The organism is Streptomyces xanthophaeus, assembly GCF_030440515.1.
GTDB classification, from domain to species: domain Bacteria; phylum Actinomycetota; class Actinomycetes; order Streptomycetales; family Streptomycetaceae; genus Streptomyces; species Streptomyces kutzneri.
Window position 1 is genome coordinate 3337494 of sequence record NZ_CP076543.1, and the last position, 15128, is coordinate 3352621.

Annotated in this window: 16 protein-coding genes; 4 read left to right on the forward strand and 12 right to left on the reverse strand. The window is 72.8% G+C overall.

All coding sequences use genetic code 11. From position 1 onward, the window contains the following. Nucleotides 1–6 precede the first annotated feature (6 nt). On the reverse strand, nt 7–1209 hold the full coding sequence (locus KO717_RS14365) for a glutathionylspermidine synthase family protein (protein WP_301367081.1): 1203 nt from the start codon (nt 1207–1209) through the stop codon (nt 7–9). A gap of 8 nt (nt 1210–1217) precedes the next feature. Continuing rightward, the gene (locus KO717_RS14370) at nt 1218–1520 is read right to left on the reverse strand and encodes a hypothetical protein (RefSeq protein WP_301367082.1); all 303 of its coding nucleotides are present in this window, start codon (nt 1518–1520) and stop codon (nt 1218–1220) included. Between the two features lie 116 nt (nt 1521–1636). Between KO717_RS14370 and KO717_RS14375 the strand changes: the two genes are divergently transcribed. Next, on the forward strand, nt 1637–2485 hold the full coding sequence (locus tag KO717_RS14375) for a hypothetical protein (protein WP_437184638.1): 849 nt from the start codon (nt 1637–1639) through the stop codon (nt 2483–2485). A gap of 45 nt (nt 2486–2530) precedes the next feature. On the opposite strand, the gene KO717_RS14380 is transcribed toward KO717_RS14375, so the two are convergent. Continuing rightward, complete coding sequence (locus KO717_RS14380; RefSeq protein WP_301367084.1) at nt 2531–3925, reverse strand: PLP-dependent aminotransferase family protein; 1395 nt, start codon at nt 3923–3925, stop codon at nt 2531–2533. Nucleotides 3926–3972: 47 nt separating this feature from the next. On the opposite strand from KO717_RS14380, the gene KO717_RS14385 reads away from it, so the two are divergent. Continuing rightward, nucleotides 3973–4464 (forward strand): carboxymuconolactone decarboxylase family protein, encoded by a 492-nt coding sequence (locus tag KO717_RS14385; protein ID WP_301367085.1) that lies wholly within the window; start codon nt 3973–3975, stop codon nt 4462–4464. A 15-nt stretch (nt 4465–4479) separates the two neighbouring features. Here KO717_RS14385 and KO717_RS14390 read toward each other — a convergent pair whose 3' ends face one another. The 5 genes from KO717_RS14390 to KO717_RS14410 form a co-directional block, all read right to left on the reverse strand. Beyond that, nucleotides 4480–5304 carry a hypothetical protein gene (locus KO717_RS14390; protein WP_301367086.1) on the reverse strand — a complete coding sequence of 275 codons (825 nt, stop codon included), beginning with the start codon at nt 5302–5304 and terminating at the stop codon, nt 4480–4482. Nucleotides 5305–5307: 3 nt separating this feature from the next. Then, the gene (locus tag KO717_RS14395; protein ID WP_301367087.1) at nt 5308–5682 is read right to left on the reverse strand and encodes a hypothetical protein; all 375 of its coding nucleotides are present in this window, start codon (nt 5680–5682) and stop codon (nt 5308–5310) included. Next, on the reverse strand, nt 5679–7400 hold the full coding sequence (locus KO717_RS14400) for a hypothetical protein (RefSeq protein ID WP_301367088.1): 1722 nt from the start codon (nt 7398–7400) through the stop codon (nt 5679–5681). Before KO717_RS14400 ends, KO717_RS14395 begins: the two co-directional genes overlap by 4 nt. A 134-nt stretch (nt 7401–7534) precedes the next feature. Continuing rightward, nucleotides 7535–8524 carry a malate dehydrogenase gene (locus KO717_RS14405; RefSeq protein WP_301367089.1) on the reverse strand — a complete coding sequence of 330 codons (990 nt, stop codon included), beginning with the start codon at nt 8522–8524 and terminating at the stop codon, nt 7535–7537. Nucleotides 8525–8719: 195 nt separating this feature from the next. Further along, the gene (locus KO717_RS14410; RefSeq protein WP_301367090.1) at nt 8720–9349 is read right to left on the reverse strand and encodes a short chain dehydrogenase; all 630 of its coding nucleotides are present in this window, start codon (nt 9347–9349) and stop codon (nt 8720–8722) included. Nucleotides 9350–9421: 72 nt separating this feature from the next. Between KO717_RS14410 and KO717_RS14415 the strand changes: the two genes are divergently transcribed. Continuing rightward, nucleotides 9422–10375, forward strand: coding sequence for a LysR family transcriptional regulator (locus KO717_RS14415; protein ID WP_301367091.1), 954 nt, complete (start codon nt 9422–9424; stop codon nt 10373–10375). Here KO717_RS14415 and KO717_RS14420 read toward each other — a convergent pair. Both KO717_RS14420 and KO717_RS14425 read right to left on the reverse strand, forming a co-directional pair. Continuing rightward, on the reverse strand, nt 10362–10895 hold the full coding sequence (locus KO717_RS14420) for a DUF3017 domain-containing protein (RefSeq protein ID WP_301367092.1): 534 nt from the start codon (nt 10893–10895) through the stop codon (nt 10362–10364). The genes KO717_RS14415 and KO717_RS14420 overlap by 14 nt on opposite strands. Next, nucleotides 10885–11745, reverse strand: coding sequence for a bifunctional methylenetetrahydrofolate dehydrogenase/methenyltetrahydrofolate cyclohydrolase (locus KO717_RS14425; protein ID WP_030013704.1), 861 nt, complete (start codon nt 11743–11745; stop codon nt 10885–10887). The genes KO717_RS14420 and KO717_RS14425 overlap by 11 nt, the downstream gene beginning before the upstream one ends. A 246-nt stretch (nt 11746–11991) precedes the next feature. Here KO717_RS14425 and KO717_RS14430 point away from each other — a divergent pair, with 246 nt between their 5' ends. Next, on the forward strand, nt 11992–12663 hold the full coding sequence (locus KO717_RS14430) for a hypothetical protein (protein WP_301367093.1): 672 nt from the start codon (nt 11992–11994) through the stop codon (nt 12661–12663). Between the two features lie 104 nt (nt 12664–12767). Here KO717_RS14430 and purH read toward each other — a convergent pair whose 3' ends face one another. Continuing rightward, nucleotides 12768–14351 (reverse strand): bifunctional phosphoribosylaminoimidazolecarboxamide formyltransferase/IMP cyclohydrolase, encoded by a 1584-nt coding sequence (purH, locus tag KO717_RS14435; protein ID WP_301367094.1) that lies wholly within the window; start codon nt 14349–14351, stop codon nt 12768–12770. Continuing rightward, nucleotides 14348–14971, reverse strand: a complete 624-nt coding sequence (purN, locus tag KO717_RS14440; protein ID WP_301367095.1) for a phosphoribosylglycinamide formyltransferase — start codon at nt 14969–14971, stop codon at nt 14348–14350. Before purN ends, purH begins: the two co-directional genes overlap by 4 nt. Between the last annotated feature and the right edge of the window lie 157 nt (nt 14972–15128).

Sequence of the window (15128 nt, forward strand, 5' to 3'; positions counted from 1 at the left end):
GTCCGGTCAGAGGATGACGTGGGGCAGGAAGCGGGCGTACTCGTCCGTGACCGGCCCCGCCGATTCCCGGATGCCGAGCCCCGCCGCTTCGTCCTCGACGACCCATGCACCGAGCACCACCCGGTTGCCGTCGAAGTCGGGCAGCGGCGCCAGGCCCTGGAAGCAGTACCGCTCCCCCTCCTCCGGTACGAAGGGTTCGCCGCCGTCGCCCGCCTCGTGCAGGGTGACCCCCGCGCCCTCACGGCCGAGGAGGGGCTTGGCCACGTAGCCGGCGGACCCGGGCTCGGCGAGCTCGCGCGGGCCGTCGAGGTAGGCGGGCAGCAGGTTGGGGTGCTCCGGGAAGAGCTCCCACAGGATCGCGAGCAGCGCCTTGTTGGACAGCAGCATCTTCCACAGCGGCTCGATCCAGCAGGTGGAGCCGGAGCCGCCACCGTGGTCGTAGGTGCCGAGGACCTGCGGGCCGAACTCGTCCGTGGCCAGCCACTCCCACGGGTAGAGCTTGAAGCAGGAGCGGATGAAGCGGAGCTTCTCGTCCACGAACCGGCCGGACAGGCTGTCCCAGCCGATCTGCTCGACGGAGAGCGCGTGCGTGTCCAGGCCGGCCTGTTCGGCGGTCTCCTGGAGGTAGGCGACCGTCATCAGGTCCTCGCCGAGCTCGTCGGTCTCGGAGTGCGCGAAGTGCAGCGGGCCGGGCGGGAGCAGCTCGGCCTGGCGCCGCCAGGCGTCGACGAGGCGCTCGTGGAGGGAGTTCCACTGGTCGGCGCCGGGGAAGCGTTCCTCCATCCAGAACCACTGGGGGCTCGCCGCCTCCACGAGGGAGGTGGGGGTGTCCGCGTTGTACTCCAGCATCTTGGCCGGGCTGCCGCTGCCGTCGTAGCGCAGGTCGAAACGGCCGTAGAGGGAGGGCTGTTCGGCGCGGCGGCGCCAGGACTCGGCGATCAGCGCGGCCAGCTTCGGATCGGTGATGCCGAGGTCGGCGAAGCGGTCGTGCTCGACGATGTGCGCGGCCGCGGCCAGGCACATGGCGTGCAGCTCCTCGACGACGTTCTCCAGGGCCTCGACCTCGGGGAGCGAGAAGGAGTAGTACGCGCTCTCGTCCCAGTAGGGGCGCAGGGAGTCGTCGGGGTAGCGGGTCAGGGGATAGATCAGACCCTGCTCCTCGACGGTCTTCTGCCAGTCGGGACGGGGCTCGATGGTGTGCCGCTGCATGGTCTCGGTCAGCCGCCGCTGGAACCGGAGCTGGAGTGGCCGCCGATGCCGCCGCGGGTGACGGCGGACTTGTCGAAGCTGCCGCCGGCGACTTTGCCGGAGCTGACGTAGCCGCCGTAGTAGTAGGCGCCGGTGCCGCCGGTCTTGCACTCCTTGTTGTTCAGCTGGTTGAGCGTCGAGCGGGAGGCACAGCGCTTGTCCGGTTCGTCGCTGCTGCCGCAGGCCACGAGCGTGGCCGCGAGCAGGCCCATGCCTCCGAGGGCGACGGCGCCGGAGCGCATGCGGCGCTGATTGGTGCTGCTGCTGTCCATGTCTGCTGCTCCCCCTGGGGCCTCGCGTGCTGCCGACAGAGTAGGGCCGGGCCACCGGCCGATGGAATCCGGCCGCCGTGAGATCCGTGACCTAGAGTCAGTTCGTGCTGATTGGGATGATTTGCGCGCTCGGTGCGGCGGTCTGCTTCGGTACGGCCTCGGTTCTGCAGGCGGTCGCGGCGCGGGCCTCGGAGCCCGGTACCGGGTCCGGAGTGGACACGGCACTGTTCCTGCGGGCCGTACGGCAGTGGCGCTACCTGGCGGGTCTGGGTCTCGACGGAGCCGGCTTCGTGCTCCAGATCATCGCCCTGCGGCACGTCCCGATCTACGCGGTGGGCGCGGCGCTGGCGGCCAGCCTGGCGGTGACGGCGGTGGTCGCGGCGCGGCTGCTGCGGGTACGGCTGTCCCGGACCGAGTGGAGCGCGGTGGCGGTGGTGTGCGCGGGTCTGCTGATGCTCGGGCTCTCCGCCGGGGAGGAGGGCACGGGGACCGGGTCGACGGCGCTGGAAGTGGGGCTGCTGCTGGTGGCCGGGCTGGTGCTGCTGGTCGGCATGGTCGCGGGACGGCTCCCGGACGGGCCGCGGGCGCTGGTCCTCGGCCTCGCGGCGGGGACGGGCTTCGGGGTGGTGGAGGTCTCGGTCCGGCTCGTCGACTCCCCGTGGGACCTGCGCAGCCCGGCCCTGTACGCCCTCCTCCTGGGCGGCGGCGCGGCCTTCCTGCTGCTCACCTCGGCCCTGGCACGCGGCTCGGTGACGGTGGCGACGGCGGGCATGGTCCTCGGCGAGACGATCGGCCCGGCGGTGGTGGGCGTGGCCTGGCTCGGCGACAGCACCCGCGAGGGCCTGGCCTGGCTGGCGGTGACGGGCTTCGCGGTGGCGGTGGCCGGCTCCCTGGCCCTGGCCCGCTTCGGCGAACCCCCGGCCCCACCGGCCGGCCCCGGCTCTTTCAGCCCCGCCGGCGATTGAGGCGCGAGGGTCCGGGGGCGGCGCCCCCGGCAACGGCGCCGCAGGTCACGGGAGGGCCGCCGACAGGGCCGCCAGCGTCGGCCCCCACGCACTGTCCGACGGAGTCCCGTAGCCGACGACCAGCGCGTCGCGCCGCGGCAGCCCGGACTCCGGATGCCGGAACCGCCCCAGCCCGTGCAGGGCCAGGTCCTGCCAGGCCGCGGACTGCAGCACCGACCGCTCCAGCCCCTCCGGGAGGTCCAGCACCGCGTGCAGCCCCGCCGCGATCCCCGACACGCCCACCCGGTCCCCCACCGCCGCCACCAGCTCGTCCCGGCGCCGCCGGTACCGCAGCCGCATCCCGCGCACGTGCCGGTCGTACGCCCCGGAGGTGAGGAACTCCGCCAGCGTCAGCTGGTCCAGCGCGCCGCACGCCCACTCCGTGGGCCGTCCTGCGGCCAGCACCTCCTCCAGCAGCCCCGGCGGGACCACCATCCAGCCCATCCGCAGCCCGGGGGCCAGTGACTTGCTGGCCGTCCCGAGGTACACCACCCGGTCCGGGTCCAGGCCCTGCAGCGCGCCGACCGGCTGGCGGTCGTAGCGGAACTCCCCGTCGTAGTCGTCCTCCAGGATCAGCCCGCCCGTGGTCCGGGCCCAGTCGACCGCGGCGGCCCGCCGTGCCGGGGTCAGGGCCACGCCCGTCGGGAACTGGTGCGCCGGGGTCAGCAGCACCGCTCCCGCCGCCGCGGTCAGCTCCCCCGTCCGGGCCCCCTCCCCGTCCACGCCCAGCGGGCGCGGCCGCAGCCCGGCCCGCACCAGCAGGTCCCGGTGGAAGTCCAGGCCGTAGCCCTCCACCGCCACCTCCCGCACCCGCCGCGCCCGCAGTACGCCCGCCAGCAGCGCCAGCCCGTGCAGGATGCCCGCGCACAGCACGATCCGTTCGGGGTCCGCGTACACCCCGCGCGCCCGCGCCAGGTATCCGGCCAGCGCCTGCCGCAGCTCGATCCGGCCGCGCGGGTCGGCCGCGTACCCGAAGGCCTCGTTCGGCGCGGCGGTCAGCGCCCGCCGGGCCGCCGACAGCCAGGCCGCGCGCGGGAAGCCGCCCAGGTCCGGGGAGCCGGGGATCAGGCTGTACGCCGGCCCCTTGCGCGCGGGGCGCCGTACGGGTGCGGCGGCCGCGGGCCGGCGCGGGCGGGCCCGTTCGGCGACGCGGGTGCCGGAGCCCTGGCGGGCCGTCAGCCAGCCCTCGGCGACGAGCTCGGCGTACGCCTCGGCGACCGTGTTCCGGGCGATGCCCAGGTCGGCGGCGAGGGTGCGGGACGACGGCAGCCGGGTCCCGGCCGCCAGCCGCCCGCTGCGCGCGGCCTCGCGCAGGGCCTCGGTGAGCCCGGCCCGCAGGCCGCGTCCGGCGGTGAGGTCCAGATGCAGGTCGGCGCCGAAAGTGGCCCACGATTCCGTCATGGATATGGACCATATCGGTGGGCCGCCTGACTCCTAGGGTGGATCACATGACGACCACACACGAACACGCCCCCGAGCACACCCCGCGCATGCAGATGGCGAAGCTCGCCCCCGAGGTCTACAAGGCCGTCCTCGCCCTGGAGATCGCCGCCAAGAAGGGTCTGGACCCCTCCCTGGTCGAACTCGTCAAGATCCGCGCCTCCCAGATCAACCACTGCGCCTTCTGCCTCGACATGCACACCAAGGACGCGATCGCCGCCGGTGAGAGCGTCGAGCGCATCGTCCAGCTGGGCGCCTGGGAGGAGTCCCGGCACTTCTACACCGAGAAGGAGCTCGCCGCGATCGAGCTCACCGAGGCCGTCACCGTCCTGACGGACGGCTTCGTGCCCGACGAGGTCTACGAGAAGGCCGCCAAGCAGTTCGAGGAGCGCGAGCTCGCCCAGCTGATCGCCGTCATCGCGACGATCAACGTCTGGAACCGCATCGGCGTCACCACCCGCCTGGTGCCGGGCCACTACACCCCGGGCATGTACAAGTAGGACCGGTCGTCGCGGTCATTCCGTCCTGAACGACTCCACGGCCGCCGTCAGGTTCGCGCGCACCGCCGTGCCGTCGGCGGCCGGGCCGGCCGCCAGCAGCGCCCACCGCCTGCCGTCCGGGGCGACGGTGATCCGCTCGATCGCGCGGCGGCGTCCGTGCGATTCCTGGTTGTCGTACTCGTACACCAGCTCGCAGGACCCGCCGGGCGCCGGATCGATGGAGACCTCCTGGTAGCCGGGACGGCTGCCGAGGGCCTGCGAGGAGATCCGCAACAGCTCGCACGCTCCGACACTGTCCGCCTCGGTGACGCGGAAGAACTGCATCAGCGCGCTGCGGTCCCCGGGCCGCCGGTAGAAGGAGCCGCTGCCGTCCTCGTCGCGGCTGCGCTCCCAGCCCGTGGGCACGGCGACCGAGAAGCCGCCGTCGTCGCGGACCACCGTGTACGGCGGCGGGACCGAGGGCGACGCGGAGGACGGCGAGGGGGAGGCTGCGGACGGGGCCGCGGCCGGACCCGTACCGGACGGCGGGGCCGCGGTACCCGAAGCCGGCGGGGCCGCGGCGGGTGCCTTCGGCTCCCCGCCGCCCAGGACGAACCATCCCGCCACGGCGCAGCCGCCCACCACCACGGCCCCGAGGACCACCAGCAGCGGGACCTTCCACGACCGCTCCCGGCCCGGACCGCCCTGGCCGCCCGAACCGCCCTGGCCGCCCCCTTGCGGGCCGGGCGGGTACGAGGGCGGGGCCGGAGGCGGGTAGGACGGCGGGGGCGGGGGCGGCTGATCCGCCCACTCCCAGCGCTGCGACTGCGGGTTCCAGTGGGCACCGCCGCCCGTGGCCACCGGTCAGCTCCCCAGCGAGGCGAGCAGCCCGCCGAGGGCGGCGGCCGCGTTCACCGAGTCCACCACCGGGGCCCAGCGCCGGAGCGCAGCCCGCAGCCGGGCGGGCAGGCCGGGCCGGATCTCCCCGGCCTCCTCCAGCTCACCGGCGGCCTCGTCCAGTTCGGCGTCGAGGGCCGAGCGGTCGGCGCTGCGGGGCAGGTGGACGAGGGCGATGCGCAGCTCCCGTACGGCCTCCAGCAGTTCGGCGGCACCCGGGGCGCCCGCCCCCGTACCGCCGTGGTGGACGGTGGTGTTGGTGATGTCGGTACCGCCGATGCTGAAGGTGCTGCCTTCGATGCGGTTGATCCGCACCTCCCCGCTTCCCCCGTCGTGCGTCACTGCCGGTCTCCTCTGCTCGTGTGGTGGCTCGTGTGGTGGGTCGTCCGATTGTGGTGTCCGCTGCCGCCCACGCTGAACGCGCTGTGGCTCACCGACTGGATGTACACCCCGCCCTCCGCCACGGTGACCGCGCGCTGCGCGAACTCCTCCGTGTGCCAGCCCGCTTCGTGCAGGGCCAGGGTCACGCCGGCGACGATCCGGTCCTGGATGGTCTTCAAGTACCGGTCCAGGTCCATCAGCTGGAACAGCGAGGCGTCCTCCTGCGCCGCCAGCTCGCGTACGGACACGGCCGGGCCGGCCGGGAGCGCGCCGCCGTGGCCCTCCGTGGCGATCTGCCACGGGCCGCGGCCGCCGCCCGACAGGGTGGCGAGCGCCTTGGAGAGCGAGCGCGGGGCGTGCCTCAGCGCCCAGACCGCCTTGGCGAAGGGGTTGTTCCGCAGGTGGCGCCGGGCCACGTCGTCGGCCTCCTGGAACTGCGGCCGTACGGGCAGCAGCACGTGCGGCGCCACCTCCAGCATCAGCATCCCGCCCTGGGTGTGGACGCGTACGAAGACGGTGATGACGAGGTTCTCGTCCCAGCCGCCGACCCGTACGCGCAGGAAGTGGCGGCGGCGCTCCCCGCCTTCCTCCACGGCGCCGGCCCGGTGCGCGGCGAAGGCCCGGTCCGAGAGGTCCGGCTCGTGCGCCGCGGGCAGTCCGGAGGCCGGCAGGAACACGCACTCGTCGACGACCAGTTCCCGCAGCCGGTCCAGTACGGCCTGCTCGGCCTCCGGTGAGCCGTGCGGCGACGGGACGCGCAGGGCCTCCAGCCGCGGCCGGATCCGGGCCACGATCCGCTCGTTGTCCAGCGGTTCGGGCTCCACCCCGTCCGTGCGGGGGCGCAGCTCGACCGACAGGTGCCAGGGGCGGTAGGCCGCGCCGGCGCCGCAGAACGGACTGTCGACGTTGTAGATGACCAGGCGGCTGTGCTGGGTCCGCAGGATCCGGTCGCGGGTCCGGGCGAACCGGCTGCCGGAGGCGGGGTCGGCGTTCGGGTCGGCGTACCGCGTGCGGCTGAGGGAGGTGCTGATGACGCGGGCGAAGTGGCCCCGCTGGAGTCCGACGACCAGGGTGAGCAGGGCGAAGACGATCAGGGCGGTCCATGCGTATTGCCCTGCGATCAGGTAGCCGAGTTTGGGCAGCCCGAAGATGACGGTGAACGGTTCCCGCTCGATCCCGCTCAGGATGTGCTCGTAGATCACGAGCGAGTCGTCGGCCCCTCCGACGTTCGTCTCGCCCTCCAGTGCGCCCTGCAGTACGCCCAGGCCGACGCCGATGAGCAGTACGTAGCCGCAGCCGCGCAGGAGGAGTTCGAGGAAGCGGCTGCCGCGTGCCGTCGCCGCCCGGCGGCGCGCGATCCGTCCGGCGCCGCTCAGGAAGGCGGCCGGGAGGAGCAGGAAGAGCAGGAGGGGCTGGGCCAGCAGCAGCCCGAGGCCCCACACCGCCAGGACGGCGAAGGCCCAGGCCACTTCGGCGCGGCGGGCCTGGAGTGCGTGGGCGAGGACGCGGGCGGCGTCGAAGCCGTAGGAGGGCGCCACGTAGCGCTCCTCGTGGACATAGAGCTCCTGGATCACCCGGTCGCGGTACGAGGCGTCGAGATAGCTGCCGGCGCAGAGCAGCCGGCCGGCCTCGCTGAGCGAAGGGTGCACAGGCGTTCTGTCGTCCGCGGTGCTTGTCACCGAATCCCCCTTTCGGTGTGCGGAGGGAAACGATAAGGCGATCATCAGGAACGCGACAGGCGCGATCACGCCAAAAGGCCCCGGCGCAGTGCGCCGGGGCCTTCCGGAAGAGCGGATCGGGTCGGGAGACCGGATCAGATCAGGCCGAGCTCACGAACCGCGTCGCGCTCCTCCGCCAGCTCCTGGACGGAGGCGTCGATGCGGGTGCGGGAGAACTCGTTGATGTCCAGGCCCTGGACGATCTCGTACTTGCCGTCCTTGCAGGTGACGGGGAAGGAGGAGATCAGACCGGCCGGGACGCCGTAGGAGCCGTCCGACGGGATACCCATCGAGGTCCAGTCGCCCTCGGCGGTGCCGTTGACCCACGTGTGCACGTGGTCGATGGCGGCGTTGGCGGCCGAGGCGGCCGAGGACGCGCCACGGGCCTCGATGATCGCGGCGCCGCGCTTGGCGACGGTCGGGATGAAGGTGTCGGCCAGCCACAGCTCGTCGCTGACGACCTCGGCGGCGTTCTTGCCGGCGATCTCCGCGTGGAAGATGTCCGGGTACTGGGTCGCCGAGTGGTTGCCCCAGATGGTCAGGCGCTTGATGTCGGAGACGGCGCTGCCGGTCTTGGCGGCCAGCTGCGAGATCGCGCGGTTGTGGTCCAGGCGGGTCATCGCGGTGAAGCGCTCGGCCGGTACGTCCGGCGCGGCGGCCTGCGCGATGAGCGCGTTGGTGTTGGCCGGGTTGCCCACGACCAGGACCTTGATGTCGTCCGCGGCGTGCGCGTTGATGGCCTGGCCCTGCGGCTTGAAGATGCCGCCGTTGGCGGCGAGCAGGTCGCCGCGCTCCATGCCCTTGGTACGCGGGCGGGCGCCCACGAGCAGCGCGACGTTCGCACCGTCGAAGCCCTGGTTCGGGTCGTCGAAGATGTCGATGCCGGCGAGCAGCGGGAAGGCGCAGTCGTCGAGCTCCATGGCGGTGCCCTCAGCGGCCTTCATGCCCTGGGGGATCTCCAGAAGACGGAGCTTGACCGGCACGTCCGCGCCGAGCAGGTGACCGGAAGCGATGCGGAAGAGCAGCGCGTAGCCGATCTGGCCGGCGGCGCCGGTGACGGTGACATTCACGGGAGTGCGGGTCATGGCCTTCTCCGTTAGACAGCTGGCGGTGGGGCGTCCCTGCCCCATGTGCTGGAGGACGCCGCTCCCCAGTAAATCTTGACGTGAAGAGACATCCGCGGTCAGGCTATCCGACCCGGGACCGGGCTAATCCCCGGGTCCGTGTGGTGCACGGCACACGGACCCTGATGTTCGAAGGTCCGACCGGCCCCCGGACCGCTATTCGACCAGGAAGATCTGGCCCGTCCGGTGCCCCTCGATCGACTTGACGTAGGCGTTCGCCGCGCGCGCCACGGGTACGGCGTCGAATCCCGCGAAGGTGTCCCCGTACGCGTCGAAGGATTCCTCGAAAACGGTCGGACTGACGGCGTTGATCCGCTGACGGCCGGGCAGTTCGACGGCTGCGGCGCGCACGAAGGCCTCTACGGCGCCGTTGACCAGGGCGGCCACCGATCCGGTGAGCAGGGGCTCGCGGGCCAGGATGCCGGTGACCAGCGTGTACGAGGCGTGCGCGGGCAGGTGCCGGGCGCCCTGGCGGACCAGCTCGATCTGGCTGACGGCCTTGCCTTCGAGGCCGGCGCGGACGTCGTCCGTGGTCAGCTCGCCGAGCGGGCGCCAGGGCACGCTGCCGGCGGCGCTCGCGACCGCGTCGATCTCCCCCACCTGTTGCGCCACCTGGGTGTACATGGCGCGGATGGACTCCGGGTCGGTGATGTCGACGTGGACGTCGGCGCCCGTGCGGGAGGCGGTGACGATGTGGTGGCCGCGCTCGCGCAGGGCCTCGTGGACCGCCCGGCCGAGGGTTCCGTGCGCGCCGATCAGTACGACCTTCTTCGTCTTCGCGTTCATGGCAACGAGCATCGCCGGGACACAACCGTTAAGTCCAGCTACCTCAGCTACAGCCATCGTTAAGATGAACTCATGCTTGATGTGAAGCGCATGGTCATCCTGCGGGACCTGGCGGAGCACACCCGGGTGACCGCCGTCGCCGACCTGCACGGCGTGACCCCCTCCGCCGTCTCCCAGCAGCTGCGCGCCCTGGAGGCCGAGGCCGGGGCCGCCCTGGTCGAACGGGACGGGCGCGGGCTGCGCCTCACCCCCGCCGGAGTGGCACTGGCGGCCGCCTGCGAACCGGTGCTCGCCGCCCTGGAGCGGGCCGAAGGAGCCGTACGCGCCCTCGACGCCGAGCTGAGCGGGGAGCTGGCCATCGGCTGCGCCCCCAGCGCCCTGGCCACGGTGGCCGCCCCGCTCGTCGCCGAGCTCGCCGTACGCCACCCCCGGCTGCGCCCGCACATCGTGCAGGCCGACCCCGAGGATGCCGTGCCGCGGCTGCGGCAGCGCCGCCTGGACCTGGCGGTGACCTACGCCTACCCGCTGCTCGGGGCCCCGCCCGCGGCCGGGACCACCGCGGTGCCGCTCTTCGACGACCCGCTGTGCCTGGCGCTGCCGACGGCCCTCCTGCCCGCCTACGAGCGGGACGGGCTCGCCGCGCTGCGGGAGGGCGCCTGGGTCTCGGCCCCCGCCCCGAGCAGCTGCCGCAAGATGCTGCTGCACGCCTGCCGCAACGCCGGATTCACCCCGCACATCGCGCACGAGTGCGCGGACCTGCGGTCCGGGCTCTGGCTCGTCGCCACCGGGCAGGCCGTGTCGATCCTGCCGAAGCTGCTGTGCGACGCCCCGCCGCCCGGCGTCGCCGTACGGGAGCTGCCGGGCCCGGGACGGACGCTGGACGTCCTGGTCCGGGCGGGCACGGAGACCCGGCCGGCCGTCGCGGCCACCCTGGCCGCACTCACGTCACTCACGTCGCTCGCGTCGCTCATGCCACCTACGCCGGCCGCACCGGCCGCACCGCCGGCGCCGCTCACCGCACGGTGAAGCGGACCGCACTCTCCATGAACGGGATCACCAGCCACGGCTTGGGCGCCGCCATCACCAGCGCGAGCAGCGTGATCGACACGCCCAGCAGCCCGTACGTGATCATGTCCGTGAAGCGGGAGCGCACCGCGAGCATCCCCACCGAAGGCAGCACGCGCCGCATCACCGAGGCCGCGATCAGGGCCACGCCGATGGCCAGGCAGCCGACCCGCGGGTGCCCGAAGGCCGTGGCCAGCAGCCCGACCGCGGTCGCGGTCAGGACGCTGAGCATCGGCCACTGACGGGCCGGCGTGGACACGGCCCCGGGAACGGCACGGCCGCTGCCCTCCGGGCGGGCCGTGTCCCGGGTGATGGAGGGGAACCGGCGGGACCTGGCCACCGGCTCGGCCCCGGCCTCGGCGGGACCGGCCTGCGCGCCGGGCACGACGGGCTTCGCGGGCACGACCGGAGCGACGGGGGTGCCGTTCGCCCGGGCCGCGCCGCCGCCCGCCGCGTTCTCCGCGTCCGGTTCAGCCTGCACTGGTGGTCCGTTCCGCCGCCTCGACGACATTGACGAGCAGCTGGGCACGGGTCATCGGCCCGACCCCGCCCGGGTTCGGCGAGATCCACGCGGCCACCTCGGCCACGCCGGGGTGCACATCGCCGACGATCTTCCCTTCCCCGTCGCGGCTGACGCCGACGTCGAGCACGGCCGCGCCCGGCTTCACGTCCTCCGGCTTGACCAGGTGCGGGACACCGGCCGCCGCGACGATGATGTCCGCCTGGCGCAGCTGCGCGGAGAGGTCGCGCGTACCGGTGTGGCAGAGCGTCACGGTGGCGTTCTCGGACTTGCGGGTCAGCAGCAGGCCGATGGAGCGCCCGACGGTGATCCCGCGGCCGAGGACGACGACGTGCGCGCCGTTGATGCCGACGCCGTGGTGGCGCAGCAGTTCGACGATCCCGTACGGGGTGCAGGGCAGCGGTCCCGGCTCGTTCAGCACCAGCCGGCCGAGCGACATGGGGTGCAGGCCGTCGGCGTCCTTCAGCGGATCCATCAGCTCCAGGACCCGGTTGGTGTCGATGCCCTTGGGGAGCGGGAGTTGAACGATGTAGCCGGTGCACTCCGGGTTGGCGTTGAGCTCCCGGACGACCGCCTCGATGTCTTCCTGGGAGGCCGTTCCGGGCAGTTCGCGCTGGATGGAGGCGATGCCGACCTCGGCACAGTCCTTGTGCTTGCCGTTCACGTACCAGCGGCTGCCCGGATCGTCACCGACCAGGAGGGTGCCGAGGCCGGGGGTGATGCCCCGGGCCTTCAGGGCCGCCACGCGGGCGGTCAGTTCGGACTTGATCGCGGCGGCGGTGGCCTTGCCATCGAGAATCTGGGCAGTCATGCCCCCATCCTCCCGGATGAGGTGGCCCCGGTTCCAGTCAAGGCACTCCCAGGGGCTCAGGGTTCATTGCACTTGCACAACAAGTCACCGGCCGTCCCTCAACCAACTGGACAAGCCCGGGCCCGTCGGACCACGATGAAACGACTGATGTGCCGCGGGCAGTGCCGGGGGGCGGGACCGCACCGTGCAGGATTCCTCCGTGCTCATGCCGTGCGTCCCCGCACTTCCACGGAGGAACACCCCAACATGAGCTTCGGCGAACCGCACAATCCGTACGGTCAGCAGCCGCCCCAGGCCCCGCAGGGCCAGCCCGGCTACGGCTACCCCCAGCAGGCACCCCAGGGCATCCCGCCGCAGGGCGGCTACGCCTACCCGCAGCAGGCTCCGCAGGGCTACCCGGGCGGGCCCGGCGGCTACCCCGGCGGTCCGGGCGGATACCCCGGGGCCCACATGGAGATGCCGGGCGGTGCCAAGGCCGCCCGCGTCATCCTCTTCATCCTCGGCAGCCTGCAGGCGCTGCTCGGCCTGCTGGTGATCATCGGCGGCGCCGTGTTCGCCTCGGCCCTCTCGGGCTCCTCCAGCTCTTCGGCGGAGGAGGCGGGCGCCGCCGTCGGCATCGGCTTCGTCGTCGGCGGTCTCGTCCTGATCGGCCTGGCCCTGTGGCCGTTCCTGACGGCGGCCAAGATGGGCAAGGGCCGCAACGGGGTGCGCGTCTCCGGCATCGTCTACGGCTCGCTCCAGACCTTCTTCGCCGTCATCAGCGTGCTGGTCAACCTGGCCGCGCTCGGTGCCAGCGAGCACTCGGGCGGCCCCACCGCCATCGCCGTGCTGCCCGCCCTGGTCTCCCTCGCCCTCGGTCTCACGATCGTCATCGGCCTCGCCAAGGCCGGCGACTACTTCAAGCGCCCGAGCTACTGACGCAGCCCGTCCGCAGAACCGGCGAAGGCCGCGCCCCGCAGTGCGGGGCGCGGCCTTCGCCGTAGGTTGGGCCGTGGGCCGGGGCCGTGGGCCGTGGGCCGGACTCAGTGGAAGAAGTGCCGGGTGCCGGTGAAGTACATGGTCACACCGGCCTTCTGCGCGGCCTCGACGACCTGCTCGTCACGGACCGAACCGCCCGGCTGGACCACGGCCTTGATGCCCGCGGCCGTCAGGATCTCCAGCCCGTCCGGGAACGGGAAGAAGGCGTCGGACGCGGCGTACGAGCCCTGCGCGCGCTCGGCGCCCGCCCGCTCGACGGCGAGCTTCGCCGAGTCGACGCGGTTGACCTGGCCCATGCCGACGCCGACCGAGGCGCCGTCCTTGGCGAGCAGGATCGCGTTGGACTTGACGGCCCGGCAGGCCTTCCACGCGAAGGCCAGCTCGGCGAGCTCCGCCGGGGACAGGGCCTCGCCGGTGGCCAGGGTCCAGTTCGCCGGGTCGTCGCCCTCGGCCTGGAAGAGGTCGCTCTGCTGGAGCAGCGCACCGCCGGAGACGGGCTTGAGGTCACCCGGCTGGTGCGGGGTGCCGTCCACCTTCAGGACGCGGATGTTCTTCTTCTTGGCCAGGACCTCGACCGCGCCGTCCTCGTAGGCGGGGGCGGCGATGACCTCGGTGAAGATCTCCGCGACCTGCTCGGCGAGCTCGACGGTCACCGGGCGGTTGACGGCGATGACGCCGCCGAAGGCCGAGAGCGGGTCGCAGGCGTGCGCCTTGCGGTGGGCCGCGGCGACATCCGTGCCGACCGCGATGCCGCACGGGTTGGCGTGCTTGATGATCGCGACGCAGGGCTCGTCGTGGTCGTAGGCGGCACGGCGCGCGGCCTCGGTGTCCACGTAGTTGTTGAAGGACATCTCCTTGCCGTGCAGCTGCTCGGCATTGGCGAGTCCGCCCGGCTGCCCGTCCGTGTAGAGGGCGGCGGCCTGGTGGGGGTTCTCGCCGTAGCGCAGGGTCGACTTGCGCTCCCAGGCACCGGCCAGGAACTCCGGCAGGACCGCCTCCGGCTCCGGCGCGTACGCGTTCGTGAACCAGGAGGCCACGGCCACGTCGTAGGCGGCGGTGTGCTGGAAGGCCTCCGCCGCGAGCCGCTTGCGGGCGGTGAGGTCGAATCCGCCGCCCTGGGCCGCCGCGATGACGTCGGCGTAGCGGGCCGGGCTGGTGACGACCGCGACCGAGGGGTGGTTCTTGGCGGCGGCGCGGACCATTGACGGGCCGCCGATGTCGATCTGCTCCACGCACTCGTCGGGGGTGGCGCCCGACTGGACGGTCGCCAGGAAGGGGTAGAGGTTGACGATCACCAGGTCGAAGGGCTCGACGCCCAGCTCGGCGAGCTGGTTGCGGTGGTCCTCGAGGCGCAGGTCGGCGAGGATGCCGGCGTGCACGCGCGGGTGCAGGGTCTTGACCCGGCCGTCCAGGCACTCGGGGAAGCCGGTCAGCTCCTCCACCTTGGTGACGGGCACACCGGCGGCGGCGATCTTCGAGGCGGTGGAGCCGGTGGAGACGAGCGCGACGCCCGCCTCGTGCAGGCCGCGGGCCAGCTCTTCCAGTCCCGTCTTGTCGTAGACGCTGACGAGCGCACGCCTGATCGGCCGCTGGGTCGTGGTCGGGTCGTTGCTCTCTACGGCGGTCACTGGATTGTTACCTTTCGTCCCTCAATGCGGTAGCCGTGCCGGGCCAGACGCCCCACGACATCGACGAGCAGCTGGCGCTCGACTTCCTTGATGCGCTCATGGAGAGCGGCTTCGTCCTCCTCGTCCCGGACCTCGACCACACCCTGGGCGATGATCGGACCGGTGTCCACGCCGCTGTCCACGAAGTGGACCGTGCAGCCGGTGACCTTCGCGCCGTAGGCGAGGGCGTCCCGTACGCCGTGCGCACCCGGGAAAGCGGGGAGGAGGGCGGGGTGGGTGTTGATGAACCGGCCGCCGAAGCGGTCGATGAACACCTTGCCCACGATCTTCATGAATCCGGCGGACACGACGAGGTCCGGCGCGTACGCGTCGGTCGCCTCGGTGAGGGCGACATCCCATTCCGCGCGGCTGCCGTAGCTCTTGACCGGGCAGACGAAGGTGGGGATCCCCGCCTTCTCCGCCCGCTCCAGGCCGGCGATGTTCTCGCGGTCGGCCCCCACGGCGACGACTTCGGCGCCGAAGCCCTCGGATCCGCCGGGGTGGGCGTCGATGGCGTCGAGCAGGGCCTGGAGGTTGGTGCCGGAACCGGAGACCAGCACGACCAGGCGGGAGGCGGCCATGGGAGGCCCTTTCTCGCGGGATTGCGGTGTTCGTCTTGTGTGGTCATCCGAAACTTCGGGGTACCGGTATATGGGGAACCATACGAAGCCACCGACCGCCTGCAACGATACCGGTACACCGGACAGCCCCCGAGGGACGGGGGGACGGCCGGGCGGT

Bases quoted from the DNA above. Each gene is read 5' to 3' on its own strand.
- KO717_RS14365 (WP_301367081.1), bottom strand. From the start codon at position 1,209: ATGCAGCGGCACACCATCGAGCCCCGTCCCGACTGGCAGAAGACCGTC.
- purN (WP_301367095.1), bottom strand. From the start codon at position 14,971: ATGGCCGCCTCCCGCCTGGTCGTGCTGGTCTCCGGTTCCGGCACCAAC.
- KO717_RS14375 (WP_437184638.1), top strand. From the start codon at position 1,637: ATGATTTGCGCGCTCGGTGCGGCGGTCTGCTTCGGTACGGCCTCGGTT.
- KO717_RS14415 (WP_301367091.1), top strand. From the start codon at position 9,422: ATGCTTGATGTGAAGCGCATGGTCATCCTGCGGGACCTGGCGGAGCAC.
- KO717_RS14405 (WP_301367089.1), bottom strand. From the start codon at position 8,524: ATGACCCGCACTCCCGTGAATGTCACCGTCACCGGCGCCGCCGGCCAG.
- KO717_RS14430 (WP_301367093.1), top strand. From the start codon at position 11,992: ATGAGCTTCGGCGAACCGCACAATCCGTACGGTCAGCAGCCGCCCCAG.
- KO717_RS14425 (WP_030013704.1), bottom strand. From the start codon at position 11,745: ATGACTGCCCAGATTCTCGATGGCAAGGCCACCGCCGCCGCGATCAAG.
- KO717_RS14380 (WP_301367084.1), bottom strand. From the start codon at position 3,925: ATGACGGAATCGTGGGCCACTTTCGGCGCCGACCTGCATCTGGACCTC.
- KO717_RS14385 (WP_301367085.1), top strand. From the start codon at position 3,973: ATGACGACCACACACGAACACGCCCCCGAGCACACCCCGCGCATGCAG.
- KO717_RS14410 (WP_301367090.1), bottom strand. From the start codon at position 9,349: ATGAACGCGAAGACGAAGAAGGTCGTACTGATCGGCGCGCACGGAACC.
- KO717_RS14370 (WP_301367082.1), bottom strand. From the start codon at position 1,520: ATGGACAGCAGCAGCACCAATCAGCGCCGCATGCGCTCCGGCGCCGTC.